This is a genomic window from Halothiobacillus neapolitanus c2 (assembly GCF_000024765.1).
GTDB classification, from domain to species: Bacteria; Pseudomonadota; Gammaproteobacteria; order Halothiobacillales; family Halothiobacillaceae; genus Halothiobacillus; species Halothiobacillus neapolitanus.
The window spans coordinates 391,657-408,450 of record NC_013422.1; the positions used below are offsets into that span (position 1 = coordinate 391,657).

12 protein-coding genes and 1 tRNA gene are annotated in these 16,794 nt (G+C 54.6%); 10 read left to right on the forward strand and 3 right to left on the reverse strand.

Annotation, left to right across the window (positions count from 1 at the left end):
- Positions 1-62: 62 nt before the first annotated feature.
- The gene (locus tag HNEAP_RS01890; RefSeq protein ID WP_012823273.1) at positions 63-1,454 is read right to left on the reverse strand and encodes an OmpP1/FadL family transporter; all 1,392 of its coding nucleotides are present in this window, start codon (positions 1,452-1,454) and stop codon (positions 63-65) included.
- 409 nt (positions 1,455-1,863) lie between these two features.
- Positions 1,864-2,709, reverse strand: coding sequence for a diaminopimelate epimerase (dapF, locus tag HNEAP_RS01895; protein ID WP_012823274.1), 846 nt, complete (start codon positions 2,707-2,709; stop codon positions 1,864-1,866).
- 188 nt (positions 2,710-2,897) lie between these two features.
- Between dapF and HNEAP_RS01900 the strand changes: the two genes are divergently transcribed.
- From HNEAP_RS01900 to HNEAP_RS01945, 10 genes are all read left to right on the forward strand, one after another.
- The gene (locus HNEAP_RS01900) at positions 2,898-3,341 is read left to right on the forward strand and encodes an HAD family hydrolase (protein WP_012823275.1); all 444 of its coding nucleotides are present in this window, start codon (positions 2,898-2,900) and stop codon (positions 3,339-3,341) included.
- An 89-nt stretch (positions 3,342-3,430) separates the two neighbouring features.
- Positions 3,431-5,260 carry a translational GTPase TypA gene (gene typA / locus HNEAP_RS01905; RefSeq protein WP_133484701.1) on the forward strand — a complete coding sequence of 610 codons (1,830 nt, stop codon included), beginning with the start codon at positions 3,431-3,433 and terminating at the stop codon, positions 5,258-5,260.
- Between the two features lie 47 nt (positions 5,261-5,307).
- Positions 5,308-6,663 carry a signal recognition particle protein gene (gene ffh, locus HNEAP_RS01910; protein ID WP_012823277.1) on the forward strand — a complete coding sequence of 452 codons (1,356 nt, stop codon included), beginning with the start codon at positions 5,308-5,310 and terminating at the stop codon, positions 6,661-6,663.
- 141 nt (positions 6,664-6,804) lie between these two features.
- A tRNA-Leu gene (locus tag HNEAP_RS01915) sits at positions 6,805-6,888 on the forward strand.
- Between the two features lie 67 nt (positions 6,889-6,955).
- The gene (gene tig, locus HNEAP_RS01920) at positions 6,956-8,254 is read left to right on the forward strand and encodes a trigger factor (protein WP_012823278.1); all 1,299 of its coding nucleotides are present in this window, start codon (positions 6,956-6,958) and stop codon (positions 8,252-8,254) included.
- Between the two features lie 165 nt (positions 8,255-8,419).
- A complete protein-coding gene (gene clpP, locus HNEAP_RS01925) occupies positions 8,420-9,052 on the forward strand; it encodes an ATP-dependent Clp endopeptidase proteolytic subunit ClpP (RefSeq protein WP_012823279.1) in 633 nt (210 codons plus the stop codon).
- A 60-nt stretch (positions 9,053-9,112) separates the two neighbouring features.
- Positions 9,113-10,417, forward strand: coding sequence for an ATP-dependent Clp protease ATP-binding subunit ClpX (gene clpX, locus HNEAP_RS01930; protein ID WP_012823280.1), 1,305 nt, complete (start codon positions 9,113-9,115; stop codon positions 10,415-10,417).
- A 239-nt stretch (positions 10,418-10,656) separates the two neighbouring features.
- The gene (gene lon / locus HNEAP_RS01935) at positions 10,657-13,089 is read left to right on the forward strand and encodes an endopeptidase La (RefSeq protein ID WP_012823282.1); all 2,433 of its coding nucleotides are present in this window, start codon (positions 10,657-10,659) and stop codon (positions 13,087-13,089) included.
- Between the two features lie 281 nt (positions 13,090-13,370).
- Positions 13,371-13,643, forward strand: coding sequence for an HU family DNA-binding protein (locus tag HNEAP_RS01940; protein ID WP_012823283.1), 273 nt, complete (start codon positions 13,371-13,373; stop codon positions 13,641-13,643).
- A 202-nt stretch (positions 13,644-13,845) separates the two neighbouring features.
- Positions 13,846-15,783: a SurA N-terminal domain-containing protein gene (locus HNEAP_RS01945; RefSeq protein ID WP_012823284.1), complete on the forward strand. Its 1,938-nt coding sequence runs from the start codon at positions 13,846-13,848 to the stop codon at positions 15,781-15,783.
- Between the two features lie 179 nt (positions 15,784-15,962).
- Here HNEAP_RS01945 and HNEAP_RS01950 read toward each other — a convergent pair whose 3' ends face one another.
- Entirely contained in the window at positions 15,963-16,751 is a 789-nt protein-coding gene (locus tag HNEAP_RS01950) for an enoyl-ACP reductase FabI (protein WP_012823285.1), read from the reverse strand.
- Positions 16,752-16,794: the final 43 nt, after the last annotated feature.

Genomic DNA, 16,794 nt, shown 5'->3' on the forward strand with positions numbered 1-16,794 from the left:
GGGGTTTTTGCTGGTTTCCGCCCCGTGAGGGCGGTAAACATTCTTAATCGATAGATATTCGATTAGAACTTGTAGGCATAACCGATGGTGGCTTCGTACTGCTTCATGTGAATTGAAGTAGTAGTAGCTGGAACGTTGCCCGCGGCTGCTTGAGCTTGTGCCTGGGTTGCTCCACTCATCAGCGCGCCCTGATAGGTGAGGGCGGATGGAATCGGGTTGGAGCCAGTTACCGTGACTTTCGGGGCGTACATAAACGCACCACTGATTTCCTGATGTTTATCAATAGCGTATGTGAAGCCTGCGGTGAAATGATTTTTCATCACACCAGGTGCCAAGGCATTAAATACTACGTCTTCAGAGCCAACCGGGTTGGTTCCGTGGTTGAAACCAGCGCGTAGCTGCAAAGCTGGGGTAGCTTGCCACTGGGCACCAATCTTGATCACATTTACGTTGCTCCAGCCGAATCCAGCGCCATTTGAGCCACCCAAGCATTTTGAAGTGTCGCCACCGGCGCAACCATTGCCCGGCATGCCGTTACCCAGCAAGTAACCGGTTGAGGGATTGCCAATAGCTGCAACATCGGCGTAATTGATTCGCTGGAAGTCAGCCGTCAATGTCCATGTTGGCGCTACTTTGAACGCGCCGCCCACTGTCCATGTTGAGGGGATGTCGAATTTTCCGCCGTCAGAAAACAGGCCAGAATAATCATCGAACTTGCTCATATGCATTTTTGTCTGGTAGCTGCCGCCCAGCGAGATGGCGTCTGTCGCGTGATAAAGAACACCGATCTTACCGCCCCAGCCTGTTGAGCTTGAGACCTTGTTACTGGTCAAGTGAGTTGGGTCGGTTGAGAAGCCGCCAAAGCCATCCAGGCCCTTAACTTGCATGGTTTGACGCGCAAACAACAGCGTGGCGCCAACGGACAGCTTGCCGTTCATGAATTTGTGGGCGTAGGTGGGTGCAATGAACATTTGCTTCAGGTTCACACCACCTTCACCACCCGTTCCGGGTGCGGTTGCAAATGCGCCCGCTGGCTGGCCGGTTGCGATTGAGGTCGCGTTGGGTTCGTAATCAGTGTTCAAACCACCATTACCGTAAATGGCAATACCCAATGCGCTGTTGTCATTGAGTTGGTAGCTGGCCGACAGTTCTGGAATGTAGAAATTGTTGCTGTTGCTGTCGCCCGACGCAGGAACGCCGGTCTGGTCATAACCGCGAACAGGATGAAACCAGGAGATATCAAAGTTGATTTGTGTGCCGGTTTCGGTAATACCTGCCGGGTTGGTAGCGATGATCATCGCGCTGTCGTTCGGCAGGGCCACGCCACTGCCGCCCATGCCGATGCTTTTCACGCCAAAACCGTGAGAAAAATAACCATTAGTCGCGTGTGCAGCGCCTGAGGCGATCAAGGTGGCGGCAACCGATGCGGCCAGTAGTGAACGTTTGAATACCATTTTTATCCAGTCTCCTGATTGATTGTTTTTGCGCCCGTTTCCTTATCTGGGTTGGGTGCACATCTGCTCGTTTCCCCGCTGCGCGGGTGCCCACACTCTGATGACGGGTTGCTTCGAGGCCCGCGTAAGGTAACAGAAATGTAAAGTGGGTGAATTCAAGAAAATTGAGGGTGCGCGAAAAAATATTAATAAATCAGTGGGTTGAGTATTAGTAAATGCTTATGTATTTATATAAGTATTTAGCTTGTTGCTGCCTTGTGATTTGTTTTCATTAACTTATGTTTCGGTTTTTTCAACTTTTTGGTGTGTTTTCGTTTGTTGCTCTTGGGTTTGGGCTGGGTGGGCGAGTGTTGTTTTTTGAAAATTGGTGTTGTTTTTATGCTGTATTTAGAGATAGTGCGGCCCGGGTTCATGCGATGGTTTGGGTAATTTGGCCTTCAAAAACGCTTTGAGCCGGGCCGGTCATCAATACCGAGTCTTGGGTTTTGCCCGTCCATGCCACAGAGAGTCTTCCGCCGCGAACGTCGACAAGGCAGGGAGAATCAAGCCGGTTTCGACGAATGCCGCTGACAACCGCTGCGCAGGCGCCGGTTCCGCAGGCGAGTGTTTCGCCGCTGCCGCGCTCAAATACACGCAGCCGGATGTGTTGGCGATCGACGATTTGCATAAACCCCACATTTACCCGGTTGGGAAACTGTCGATGGTGTTCGATCATCGGGCCGAGATGACTGACCGGGGCAGTGTCGACGTTTTCCACCTCGAGCACGGCGTGTGGATTGCCCATGGAAACTGCGTCAATGACCCATTCACTGCCGTCATCAAGTGTTAATGGATAGCTTGTGGCTTCGCATTCGGTGATAAAGGGGATGTTGGTTGGAGTGAACATCGGTCGCCCCATGTCGACGGTGACATCGCCTGAATCATTGATATGCAGCACAATCCGGCCACTGGCGGTGCCAACGGGGATTTCTTTCTCGGTGGTCAATCCTTTGTCATAAACATATCGGGCAAAGCAGCGCGCACCATTGCCGCATTGCTCGACCTCGCCGCCATCCGCATTGAATATGCGATAGGTGAACAATGTGTCGGCGGTTTTGGGCGGCTCGACGATCAACAGTTGATCGAAACCGATGCCGAAATGCCGATTGGCCCACTGCCTGATCTGTTCTGGATTGAGCTCGATGGCTTGATTGATGGCGTCGATGACCATGAAATCGTTGCCCAGTCCGTGCATTTTGGTGAAGTGGATTGTCATGTATTGTTCTTCGGCAGTGGGTTTAATGTGCTTAATTCTATAGGGAAGCTCGAAAAGCCCGTCCTTCCCGCGTAGGCGGGAATCCAGCACCTTGATTTTTCTGGGTTCCCGCTTTCGCGGGAACGACGAATCATGGTTATTTCGAGGTGCCCTATACATATTATATGGCGAATAAATGGGGGCGGATAATGATCGTTCAGGCGGTATGGGTTGATTTGGCGGCGCTCTTTGATTTTCAACCAGATGATAAGTTGGTGTTGTTTCCGGACGCGCTCGATGCGTTTGAACAGTGGCGCGCGTTAGAGTTGAAGGTGGTTGGCATCACGGCTGACGTGCGGCGGTACGGCTCACGGCTGTCTTCGGTTTTTGATGAAACATTCGTGGTTATTGATCGACCACTCCCCCAATGGCGTCAGATGGAGACCTGGCTTGATCTCGCGCAAGAGATGGCCGTATCGCCAGAGCAGATTGTTTTCATCACCAGTACGCCCATGCTGATGAGCTTTGCGCGTCGTACTGGCTTGCGCACCGTGGGTGTGCTGCGCGACCCGCATACGATGGCCGTTCTTGACGGATACTGGGTGGATTCCCTGGCCGACATAGATTGGCAAGACCCGCGGTTCTTTGAATAATTCCAATATTTTACCTAGCCACGCTGCCAGAAACACTCGGGTTCAGGTATACTGCCGCACCAATTTATCCCTTATTTATGGATGCTCCTGTGATTTCTCATTTGCGTAACATCGCCATTATTGCCCACGTTGACCATGGTAAAACAACCCTGGTTGATAAGCTCCTGCAACAATCCGGTACCCTGGACGCCCGTACCGATACCGGTGAGCGGATGATGGACTCCAACGCGATCGAGAAAGAGCGCGGCATCACCATTCTGGCGAAAAACACCGCCATCCGCTGGACCAGCCCGAGCGGTGAAGAATACCGCATCAATATCGTCGATACGCCTGGCCACGCCGACTTCGGTGGCGAAGTGGAACGCGTGCTGTCGATGGTTGATTCCGTGCTGCTGCTGGTGGACGCCGTTGATGGCCCGATGCCACAAACCCGTTTCGTCACGCAAAAAGCTTTCGAGCACGGCTTAAAGCCGATTGTTGTCATCAACAAGATTGACCGCCCCGGCAGCCGTCCGCAGTGGGTGGTAGATCAGGTGTTCGATTTGTTCGACCGCTTGGGTGCCTCCGACGAGCAGCTCGATTTCCCGATTGTCTATGCCTCAGCGCTCAACGGGTACGCAGGATTGGAAGACTCGGTGCGCGAGGGTGATATGACCCCGTTGTATCAGACCATTGTCGATTCGGTAGCACCGCCGGACGTGGATGCGGAAGGCCCGTTGCAAATGCAGGTATCCAGCCTGGACTACAACCCGTATATGGGTGTCATGGGGATTGCCAAGATTCAGCGGGGACGGATTAAAACCAATACACAGGTCAAGGTCGTTGATCGCGAGGGTGCTATCCGTTCGGGCCGAATCCTCCAGATCATGGGCTTCCATGGTCTGGAGCGGATTGAAGTGCCGAGCGCGCAGGCGGGCGACATTATTGTGTTTTCCGGTCTCGACCCGCTGTTTATTTCTGACACCATCTGCGATCCGGAACACGTCGAAATGCTCCCGCCGCTGACAGTCGACGAGCCGACCGTGAGCATGTCCTTCAACGTTAATACCTCGCCATTCGCGGGCAAAGAAGGCAAGTTCATCACCAGTCGTCAAATTCGTGACCGGTTGCACAAAGAACTGCTGCACAACGTCGCCCTGCGCGTTGAGGATACCGAGGAAGGTGACAAATTCCGTGTGTCCGGCCGAGGTGAATTGCACCTTTCAGTATTGATCGAAAACATGCGCCGCGAAGGGTTTGAGATGGGCGTTGGTCGCCCTGAAGTCATCATTCGCGAAGTCGATGGCGTCAAGCAGGAGCCCTACGAGCAGCTCGTCGTGGATATCGAAGAGCAGAATCAGGGCGCGGTCATGGAAAAACTGGGCACCCGCCGTGCGGAATTGCGGAACATGGAACCCGATGGCAAAGGCCGTGTGCGTCTGGAATACATCATTCCTTCGCGTGGACTGATTGGTTTTAGAACCGAATTCATGACGGCCACGCAAGGCACCGGTCTGTTGTTCTCCGTGTTTGATCATTACGGTGAATACAAGCCGGGCAACGTGGGTCAACGCATCAACGGTGTGTTGATTGCCAATGAAACCGGCAAGGCGCTGTCTTATGCGCTCTACAACCTGCAGGATCGGGGCAAGATGATGATCGGTCACGGGGATGAAGTGTACGAAGGTCAGGTCGTGGGTATTCATTCACGCGATAACGATCTGACGGTCAACGTCCTCAAGGGTAAGAAGCTCACCAATATGCGTGCTTCCGGCACGGATGAGGCCCTCACGCTCGTGCCGCCGATCCGATTCACGCTGGAGCAGGCACTGGAATTCATCGACGACGACGAGTTGGTCGAAGTGACCCCGGCCTCGATTCGTATTCGCAAGAAATGGCTGACCGAGCTGGATCGCAAGCGTTATGGCCGTGGCGACTAAGCCTCTTTCCAGCCGATTTGAGTTACTGATCTAGATGGTACGCGCGCATGTTTGAAAATCTTTCCCAGCGGCTCGGCGGTCTGTTCGACGGACTGCGTGGGCAAGGCCGGTTAACCGAAGACAACATCAAAGACGCACTCAGAGAAGTGCGGATGGCCTTGCTTGAGGCCGATGTTGCCTTGCCGGTAGTGCGCGATTTCGTCAATCAGGTCAAGGAACGCGCCGTTGGGGCCGAGGTTATCAAAAGCCTCAAGCCCGGGCAGGTGTTCATCAAGGTGGTCAGCGATGAGTTGACCGCGCTGATGGGCGCTGAGAACTCGGCTCTTAATCTGGCAGCGCAGCCACCGGCCGTCGTTTTGATGGCCGGTTTGCAGGGTGCGGGCAAAACCACTACGGTCGGCAAGCTCGGTCGACTGCTCCGCACGCGCGAACAGAAGAAAGTATTGGTCGTCAGCGCGGACGTGTATCGCCCGGCTGCGATCAAGCAGCTGGAAACGGTCGCCAAACAGGTCGGCGTCGATTTTTTCCCTTCCGATGCGGGGCAAAAGCCCCTGGATATCGTGCAGTCCGCCCTGAAGCAGGCGCGCGTCGGTTTTTACGATGTGCTGATTGTTGATACCGCGGGTCGGCTGCATGTCGATGCCGAGATGATGGACGAAGTGCGCCAGTTGCACGCCGCGCTGAATCCGGTGGAGACCCTGTTCGTCGTCGATGCGATGACCGGGCAGGATGCCGCCAATACCGCCAAGGCCTTCAATGAAGTGCTGCCGCTGACGGGCGTTGTACTCACCAAGGCCGATGGCGATGCACGTGGCGGGGCGGCATTGTCAGTTCGCGCCATCACCGGCAAACCCATCAAATTCATCGGGATGGGTGAAAAGCTCGACGCGCTTGAGCCCTTCCACCCCGATCGGATTGCATCGCGCATTCTGGGCATGGGTGATGTGGTTTCTCTGGTGGAAGAAGCGCAGCGTACTCTCGATACCAGCAAGGCCCAGGCGCTGGCCGAAAAAGTGCGTACGGGCAAAGGGTTCACCCTTGTTGATATGCGCGATCAGTTCGAGCAGATGCTTAATATGGGTGGCATTCATGGCCTTATGGATAAGCTGCCCGGAATGGGTAAGCTCACCGCCGATGCGAAAGCGAATATCGAAGATCGTGATGTGCATCGCATGATTGCCATCATCAATTCCATGACAATCCAGGAGCGGTTGCACCCCGAGTTGATTAAAGGCTCGCGCAAGCGCCGCATTGCGCTGGGTTCGGGGATGCAGGTGCACGATGTCAACCGGTTGCTCAAGCAGCACCGTGACATGAGCGACATGATGAAAAAATTCTCCGGTGGCGGCATGAAAAAAATGATGCGCGCGCTCAAGGGGCGCATTCCTGGCATGCCGATGTAATTGTATTGGCATGGAGGGAGTTTGGGCTTGCCGATAAGCTCAGGTATACTCCCCCGCCGGTTTGATCTGAGCGGATTTGGCAACGGCGGGTCGCGATTGAGATCGCACGGGCTGTCCAAATGCCGATAACGAAACGTTTCTGCGAGAGTGGCGGAATTGGTAGACGCACTGGATTTAGGTTCCAGCGCCTTTGGCGTAAGAGTTCGAGTCTCTTCTCTCGCACCATATTCCTGATCAGGGCATGTCCTTGATTATTTTTTTTAGATATGAAGAAGTTTGAGGTTGAGTGACCATGCAGGTTGAATTGCAGTCATCAGAAGGTTTGATCCGTCGTTTGGCGATTGAAGTGCCTGCCAGTGAAATCGATGTCGAAGTCGATCGCCGTATCAAGGATATGTCCCGCCGCGTTCGTCTGGATGGTTTCCGCCCGGGCAAGGCGCCTTTGCCCGTCGTGCGTCAGCGCTATGAAGGTCAAGTGCGTGAAGAAGTGGTCGGCGACGTGATGGGGCGCAACTATCAGGCGGCCATCGCCGAACAGCAACTGCGTCCTGCCGGGAACCCCGTGATTGAATCGGTTGATGCGCAACCGGGTACAAACCTCAAGTTTGTGGCTGCGATTGAAGTTTATCCCGAATTTGAAATCGGTGATTTGTCCGTAATTGAGATCGAAACCACAACGGCCGAGGTTACCGACGCTGATGTGGCTGACATGCTCTCAACGCTCCGAGAGCAGCATGCGGATTGGCAAAACGTCGATCGTGCAGCCAAAGATGGCGATCGCGTGACCGTGAACTTCGCCGGCAAAGTCGATGGCGAAGCATTCCAGGGCGGCAGTGGCGAAGGCATGCAGGTCGTTCTTGGTGAGAAGCGCATGTTGGCCGATTTCGAAAAAGGTCTGGCCGGTATTGCCGTGGGCGAACCTGAACGCGTGTTTGATGTGGCCTTCCCTGAAGACTACCCCGTAGAAAATCTCCAGGGCAAGACCGCGCAATTCACAGTGACAGCGACAGCGGTTGAAGAGAAAGTACTGCCTGAGTTGAATGACGAATTTGCCGCCCGTTTCGGTTCCGCCACGGTGGCTGAACTGGAGTCGGATGTTCGCAAGAACATGGAGCGCGAACTCAAGCAAGCGCTCAAGCGCCACACCAAAGACGTGGTGCTGACTGCCGTGACCGACAGCCTGACTTTTGACGTGCCGAAAGCATTGGTCGATGAAGAAGCGGTTGTCATGCGCGATGGTTTTGTCCGTCAGCAAATGCCTCATGCCGATGCCAGCGCGCTCGACGCCGGCCTGTTCAGCGAACAGGCGGCCAAGCGCGTCAAGATGGGTTTGGTGATCATGGAAATCGTCAAGTCTGCCGATTTGCAGGTTGACGATGCCTTGGTTGACGAGTTCATCAATGACATTGCTGCTGCGTATGATGAGCCAGACCAAGTCGTCGCGACATACAAAGGTGACCGCGAGATGATGAGCAATGCGCGCACGGTCGTTCTGGAGCAGCAAGCCGTGGATCACGTGTTGTCGAAAGCCAAAGTGACCCAGAAATCGCAGGATTTCAAATCGGTGATGAACCCAGCCCCGCAAGCCTGATTTAACGCCAAGCAGCGTTTTCGGCCTATTTTGCTTCAGACAGATTGAAAAAGTCGCGATCAACCGCCACAGTTTGTGTGATGTGTTGATCGCGTTTTTGTTTTAATACCACCCGCCCGAGGCATCGAATTCAGTAGCTCGGGGCGTGTGCACAGGGGAGAATGTATGATTTTCGGTTCTCAAACTACAGCGGGACTGTCGTCTCCGGAACTGGCCGCATTGGTGCCCATGGTTGTCGAACAGACATCACGTGGCGAGCGCGCATATGACATTTATTCCCGCCTGCTCAAAGAGCGGGTTGTATTTGTGGTTGGCCCCATTGAAGACCACATGGCCAATCTGATCGTGGCCCAGTTGTTGTTTCTTGAATCCGAGAATCCGGACAAAGACATCCACTTGTACATCAACTCACCGGGTGGCGTGGTGACTGCTGGAATGTCCATCTACGACACCATGCAGTTCATCAAGCCGCATGTTTCGACATTGTGTATCGGCCAGGCTGCCAGCATGGGTTCCATCCTGCTGTCAGGTGGCGAGCCGGGTAAGCGGTTTGCCTTGCCGAACTCGCGGGTGATGATTCACCAACCTTTGGGCGGATTTCAGGGACAGGCTTCAGATATCAAGATTCATGCGGAAGAAATCATTAAATTGCGTCATAGTTTGAATGGCGTTCTGGCCAAGCATTGCAATCAGCCGATGGAAGTAATCGAACGAGACACCGATCGCGACAAATTCCTGTCTGCATCTGAAGCGGTCGAGTATGGTTTGATTGACGCGGTGCTGGATAAACGCGCGTGATGCGAATGACTGAAATCGGGCTCAAAACTTGCCCCTTTTCATCACTGATAGAGATTGATCATGGCTAAAAGTACACAATCCGAACAGGATCTTTCCTGCTCATTCTGCGGTAAGCCGCAGGCCGAAGTCCGCAAACTGATTGCCGGCCCGTCGGTGTATATCTGCGACGAGTGTGTCGAGTTATGCAATGACATCCTCCGCGAAGAAATCTCCGCCGCCAAGGACGAAAGTCCCGCTCGCCTGCCGACGCCCAAAGAATTGGTTGAGGCACTGGACGAGTATGTCATCGGTCAGCAACGGGCGAAACGAGCCTTGGCCGTCGCGGTTTATAATCATTACAAGCGTCTGAATCTGTTCGGTTCGACGCGCAAAGTCGCCGAAAAGGATAAGGACAGTGATTCCGAACCGGTTGAACTGTCAAAATCAAATATTCTGCTGATCGGCCCGACGGGCTCCGGCAAGACACTGTTGGCGCAAACACTGGCACGTGTGCTGGATGTGCCGTTCGCCATTGCCGATGCCACCACGCTCACCGAAGCGGGTTATGTGGGTGAGGATGTCGAAAACATTCTGCAGAAGCTGTTGCAGCGTTGTGACTACGACGTGGAAAAAGCCCAGCACGGGATTGTTTATATTGACGAGATCGACAAGATCACCCGAAAATCCGAAAACCCGTCGATCACAAGAGATGTCTCCGGTGAGGGCGTACAGCAGGCGTTGCTCAAGCTCATCGAGGGCACGCAGGCATCCGTGCCGCCTCAGGGTGGCCGCAAGCATCCGCAGCAGGAGTTCGTGCAGCTGGATACGACCAACATCCTGTTCATCTGCGGCGGTGCCTTCTCCGGGCTGGATAGCATCATTCGTCAGCGGATCGAGAAAGGTGGTATCGGCTTCTCTGCGGAAGTGAAATCCAAGGATGACAAACGCGCTGCCGATGAACTGCTGACCCAGATCGAGTCGGAAGACTTGACGCGTTATGGTCTGATTCCGGAGTTCATTGGTCGCTTGCCGGTCATCGCAACGTTGAATGAACTGGATGAAGCGGCGTTGGTCAAGATCCTGGTCGAGCCGAAGAATGCGCTGACCAAGCAATACATGCGTCTGTTTGAAATGGAAGGCGTGGAGCTTGATCTGCGTGAAGATGCGCTCCGCGAAGTGGCGCGTCAGGCTATCAAGCGCAAGACGGGCGCGCGCGGGCTGCGGACCATCGTCGAGCATGTGCTGCTGGATACGATGTTCGACGTGCCCTCTACAGAGAATGTCCAGAAGGTCGTCGTGGATGCCTCGGTTGTACGAGGTGAAAATGCGCCTTATCTGCTTTTTGACCAGGCGGAAAGCTTGCCAAAAGCGGCTTCCGATAAGTAACTTTTCCCCTGTTTCATCGGGCGTAATTGAAATCCCGCGCTTTGGCGGGATTTTTTTATGAATGTCCGGCTCGGGTCGCCTCGACTCAGTTGCGCTGTACTTTGTCCTTAGTTTTATGGTGCCGACCGCTTTTGTGAGCGTGCCACTTGAAAAGTTACCATTCGGCATTAACTATTGACTATGCTCTAATCGTATCCGCTCACCTTGCCGCCTTTGGGCGCGCCACACAGGTAAAACATATGCCACACAACGACACAACATCAGAAGTAATCGCCGGTACACCGCGTACCGTACCGGTTCTGCCACTGCGAGATGTGGTGGTTTACCCTCATATGGTGATCCCTCTGTTCGTGGGGCGGGAAAAGTCTGTCTCCGCGCTGGAGGAGGCCATCAAGGGCAGCAAGCAGTTATTGCTCGTGGCACAAAAAGATGCTGATCTTGACGATCCCGGCCGTAAGGATCTGCATGCCGTCGGCACCTTGGCTTCCATTCTCCAACTGCACAAATTGCCGGACGGCACGATCAAAGTGCTTGTCGAGGGTGTCGAGCGCGTGCGCTGCGTGCAGGTGCACGAGGTGGACCAGTATCTCGTTGCCGAAGTGCATGCGATCGAAGAGCCCAAAGAACAGCCGGATCGCGAACTGGAGGTGGAAGCGCGTACATTGCTCAACCAGTTCGACGGGTACGTCAAACTCAACAAGAAAACGCCACCTGAAGTGCTGACCTCGCTGGCCGGCATCGATGATGTATCGCGTCTGGCCGATACCATCGCCGCGCACATGGCTCTGGGCTTGGATGAAAAGCAAAAAATCCTTGAAACCATTGATCTTCATGCGCGGATCGAGCAACTCATGGTATTGATCGAGTCGGAAATCGATACCCTGCAGGTTGAAAAACGCATCCGTGGCCGCGTGAAGCAGCAAATGGAGAAAAGCCAGCGCGAGTACTATCTGAACGAGCAGATGAAGGCGATTCAGAAGGAACTGGGCGATCTGGAAGAGGGCGGAAGCGATCTCGACGAGTTGGAACGCAAGATCTTGACGGCGGGTATGCCCAAAGAAGCGTTGGAAAAGGCCAAATCCGAGCTCAACAAGCTCAAGATGATGTCACCCATGTCCGCCGAGGCTTCGGTCGTACGTAACTATCTGGATTGGATCGTTGCCGTGCCATGGAAGAAGCGGACCAAGATCAAGCACGATCTGGGCGTCGCTGAACAAGTGCTCGAGGCCGATCACTTCGGTTTGGAGAAGGTCAAAGAGCGAATTCTTGAGTATCTCGCGGTACAGCAGCGCGTTCGCAAAATGAACGGCCCGATCTTGTGTCTGGTCGGCCCGCCGGGTGTGGGTAAAACCTCGCTCGGTCAGTCGATTGCGAAGGCTACCAACCGAAAATTCGGCCGCATCGCCTTGGGTGGCGTGCGTGACGATGCCGAGATTCGCGGTCATCGCCGGACTTATGTCGGCGCCTTGCCTGGCCGGATCGTTCAGACATTGAGCAAGATCGGTTCCCGCAATCCGCTGATTCTGCTCGATGAGATTGACAAAATGGCCTCCGATTTCCGAGGCGATCCGGCTTCGGCCTTGCTGGAGGTGTTGGACCCTGAGCAAAACAAAGCGTTTGCCGATCACTACATGGACATGGACATCGATTTGTCCGAGGTTATGTTCGTGTGCACAGCCAACAGCCTGAATATTCCGGGTCCGTTGCTGGATCGGATGGAGGTGATTCGGATTGCCGGCTACACCGAAGACGAAAAGACCGAGATCGCCGAACGCTATCTGCTGCCCAAGCAGTTGGAAAAGAACGGCTTGAAGGACAAAGAGCTCAGCATCGATACATCAGCGGTACGCGATGTGATCCGTTATTACACCCGCGAAGCGGGTGTGCGGAACCTTGAGCGCGAATTGGCCAAGGTGTCGCGTAAAGTAGTGCGTAAACTCGTTACGAATGAAGAGAAGGCGCCGATTACCGTCGATTCCAGCTCACTGGATCAGTACTTGGGCGTTCACCGTTTCGATTTCGGCAAAGTCGAACATCCCGATCAGGTCGGTCAGGTGACTGGTTTGGCCTGGACGGAAGTTGGCGGCGACCTGCTGACGATTGAGGCGGCGACCATGCCGGGTAAAGGTAACCTCAAGTACACCGGCCAATTGGGTGAGGTCATGCAGGAGTCGATTCAGGCCGCGATGACGGTCGTCCGGTCGCGGGCTGTCTCTTTGGGGATCGATCCGGACTTCAGCCAGAAAACGGACATTCACGTGCACGTGCCCGAAGGCGCGACACCGAAGGATGGCCCCTCTGCAGGTGGCGCCATGTGCACAACAATCGTGTCTGCCCTGACGGGTATTCCTGTCAAATCGACCGTGGCGATGACCGGCGAGATTACCTTGCGCGGTGAGGTGCTGCCGATTGGTGGACTCAAGGAGAAACTGCTGGCCGCACAACGCGGCGGTATCAAGCTGGTTCTGATTCCGGAAGGCAACCGCAAGGATCTGGCTGAAATTCCTGAGAAAATCAAAGCCTCCTTGGATATTCGACCGGTGCGATGGATTGATGAAGTGCTGGACGTGGCCTTGGTTACACCGCCGACACCGAAGCCGGTAGCACTGCAGGACGCGGTGCCAAGTGCCGAGGTCAAGCGGGCAGACGATCAGAGTGCGCATGCTCATTGATTCCGGTTTTGATTGCGGATTTTCGTGCAGAGCGAACGCACTGCCGATCCGCATCAGGATAAGCTTCGAGCAAATGTTGGAGATTTCCTCGCGCATTGTTACGCCAAAAGTCCGGACTTTGTTGACAGCACGCCAGTGTGGCTTGTATAAAAGCGACTGGACTTAGATGCGCGTAATCGGAATTGGTTGATTGTTGCGGGTATTGCCTGCAAAATCCGGCATCTAGAAATTAGAAATCTAACCCCCTGTCTTAACCCCCAGAAGAAAAGGATTGCAACGATATGAATAAATCTGAACTGATTGACGCAATGGCTGCCAAAAGCGGAATGAAGAAAACTGAGTCCGCGGCAGCGCTTGATGCGTTTATCGAAGCGGTTGGTGATGCGCTGAAAAAAGGTGACCAAGTTACTCTGGTCGGTTTCGGCACCTTCCTGGTTCGTGAGCGTGAAGCCCGTACCGGTCGCAACCCGCGTTCAGGCGAAACAATCGAAATCGCCGCCTCCCGCCTGCCGTCATTCAAGGCCGGTAAAGGTTTGAAAGACGCCGTTAACTGAGCCGTTCGATACTTCGGGTTCGTCCGGCCACATCCAAACTGCGCCATGGGATGAATTACTGAGGTGAGTACAAGAAGCAGGGGCGGGAACGTCCCTGTTTTTTTATAGGGAGCGTAATTCTCCCGGTTGCAATTATTGCAGTAGGCTGGATGGCCAGTTGCCTGCTCCGGCGGGCTTTAAAGTTTTTTAAGGTATTGATGCTATGTTGATGGACTTGCGGGAACGCATTCAGGGTTGGATCGCTTACGCGATCATCGGCTTAATCAGTATTCCCTTCGTGTTGTGGGGCGTCGGTGAGTACTTCAGCGGCGGCAAAAACCAGCCTGTGGCCGAGGTCGATGGTTTGCCGATCTCCCAGCAAGCATTCGAGCAGGCGGTCAGTCAACAGCGTCAGGCCATTATTCAAAAACTCGGCGGCAGCGTATCGGCAGAAATGCTGCAGAGCCTGAATCTTGATCAGCAGGTGCTCGATCAGATGATCAATGAGCGAGTTTTGCGGGTATTCGTACAGAAGGCCGGATTTCGGGCGCCGGACGCCGTAGTGGCAGATTTGATTCGTTCTGAACCTGCTTTCAAGACCGATGGCGCGTTCGACGTCAAGAAATATGAAGCTTTTGTCGCGGCGCGCGGTACGACGGTTGCCAACTTCGAAGCCGGTTTGAAGCAGGACATCGTCATGCAGACACTGGAGAATGCGATCAGCGAAAGCACGATAGTGACAGCGCCGGAGTTGGACCAGATCGTCAAATTGCGTGACCAGACACGTGAAATCGGCATGGTCCGGCTGGATCGTGCACGGGTGATCGATACGGTTGCCGCACCGACCGATGGCGCGATCGAGGCTTACTATGCCGCGCACAAGGGTGAATTTATCCGCCCAGAACGCGTAAAACTCCGATACATCGAGTTGTCGCCGAAAACACTGGCGCCATCGGTCAAGGTTACGGATGCTCAGGTTGAGCAGGCCTATGCCAATTATGTGAAGAAGCAAGAAGCACAGGTTGTCCGCACGGTACGACATATCCTGATTTCTGTACCCAAGAACGCAGACGGTGCGGCTATTGAAGCGGCCAAGAATAAAGCCTTGGCGGCTCGTGCTGCGATTGTTTCCGGCAAGACCAGTTTTGCCGATGAAGCCCGAGCGGTTTCCGATGATCCGGGTTCGAAAAACAAGGGCGGCGATCTTGGTGAGGTTGCGCCCGGTCAGATGGTCAAGCCGTTCGAAGAAGCGATGGACGCCCTCAAGGTCGGTGAGGTCAGCGAACCGGTGCGCACGCAGTTCGGTTGGCACCTGATTGAGGTCACAAAGGAAAGCCATCCCGATATCAAGCCGCTGGCGGACATGCGCGACAAAATGGTGGCCGAGGTTCAGGAGCAACAGGTCGAGAAAATTTATTACAACGAAGGTGAAAAGCTTTCCGATCAGTCTTATGAACACCCCGACAGCCTGATCCCCTCAGCCGAGGCGTTGGGATTGAAGGTGCAGGCCAGCGATTGGCTCGACCGGAACAGCGGTACGGGCATTGCGGCAAATGAAAAAGTCCGTCAGGCGGCGTTCTCCAAAGAAGTGCTCAAGCAAAAACTGAACAGCAACCTGATCGAACTGGGTGTCAACCATGCGGTCGTGATTCGCGTGGATCAGCACGAACCCGCAACGCAACTGACGTTAGCCGAAGTGAAGGATCAGATTGCGACGACTCTGAAGGATCAGGCCATCGACAAGGCGTTGGCCGATGCGGCGAAGAATATCGGCAAGAAATTGACCGCCGACGCGGACCCGCAAGCGGTGGCAACAGCGGCCGGTGCGACCTGGGTAGCGCCGGTGTGGCTCAAGCGTACGGCGCGTGATGCCCCGATTCCTGCGGAAGCGATCCAGGCCGCTTTTGCCCTGGCGCCGGCACCGGACGGTCAACTGGCCAGCAAAGCCTTGGCTCTGAGTGATGGCAATGAAGCACTGGTGGTCGTCGAGGCGATTAAAGATGGCGATCCCGCCACGATCAGCGAGCAGGACAAGGAGGCGCTTTCTGCTCAAATTCAGCAGGCACAAGCGCAGCAAACCTTGGGTGTGTTGCTCAAAGCCCTTCGGGATGAGGCAAAGATCACCATCAATCAAAAAGCCGAGAAAACAGCGACGCCTTGATGCGAATCGGTCTGGTGCCACCTCCTGAAAAGGTCACTCGGACTGGGGTCAAAACCAAGAATGAAAAAACCCACCGATACGGTGGGCCGATTAGCGGCGCGACGCAGGTTGCGCCGCTTTTTTATTGGCGCCGTTTGCACTGCGCCAATGGGGTCTTACCGGGTTTATTTCAGGGGGGCTTATTTCGGGCACTGGCCCATGCCGGTGATGAAATAGCCGGAGTCGACATACACGTTCTCGCCGGTAATGCCCGATGCAAGATCCGAGCACAGGAAGGCGGCGGTGTTGCCGACTTGCTCGATGGTGACGTTACGCTTCAACGGTGAGTTCAGCGCGACGTAATCGAGGAAGCTCTTGAACTCGCCGATGCCTGAGGCGGCCAGTGTCTTGATCGGTCCGGCGGAGATGGAGTTCACGCGAATGCCCCGACCACCCAGTGAGCCGGCGAGGTATCGCACATTCGCTTCGAGTGCAGCTTTGGCGACGCCCATCACGTTGTAGTTCGGCATCACGCGTTCGGCACCCAAATAGGATAACGTGACGATGGCGCCATTATCGCGCATGGTGCTGCGACCTGCTTTTGCCAGTGCAGCCAGAGAGTAAGCAGATACATCGTGCGCCACGCGGAACGCCTCGCGCGACATGCCATCGAGGTAGTCGCCATCCAGCGCTTCACGCGGGGCGAAGGCAATCGAATGCACCAGAATGTCGAAGCCTTCCGGCCAATGTTCGGCGAGTGCCGGGAACAGGGCGTCGATCTGCTCGTCGGATGTGGCATCCAGCGGCAGATAGATGTTCGAACCCAGCTCAGCTGTCGCTTTTTCGACTTTTTCCTTGAAGCGATCGTTCAGATAGGTGAACGCCAGTTCCGCGCCTTCACGTTGCATGGCTTCGGCAATGCCCGATGCAATGGAGCGATTGTTCGCAATACCCACGATCAAGACACGTTTGCCGCTTAAAAATCCCATACTATGTTCCTCATGCTGACTAAAAATGTGATCACTCACCCGA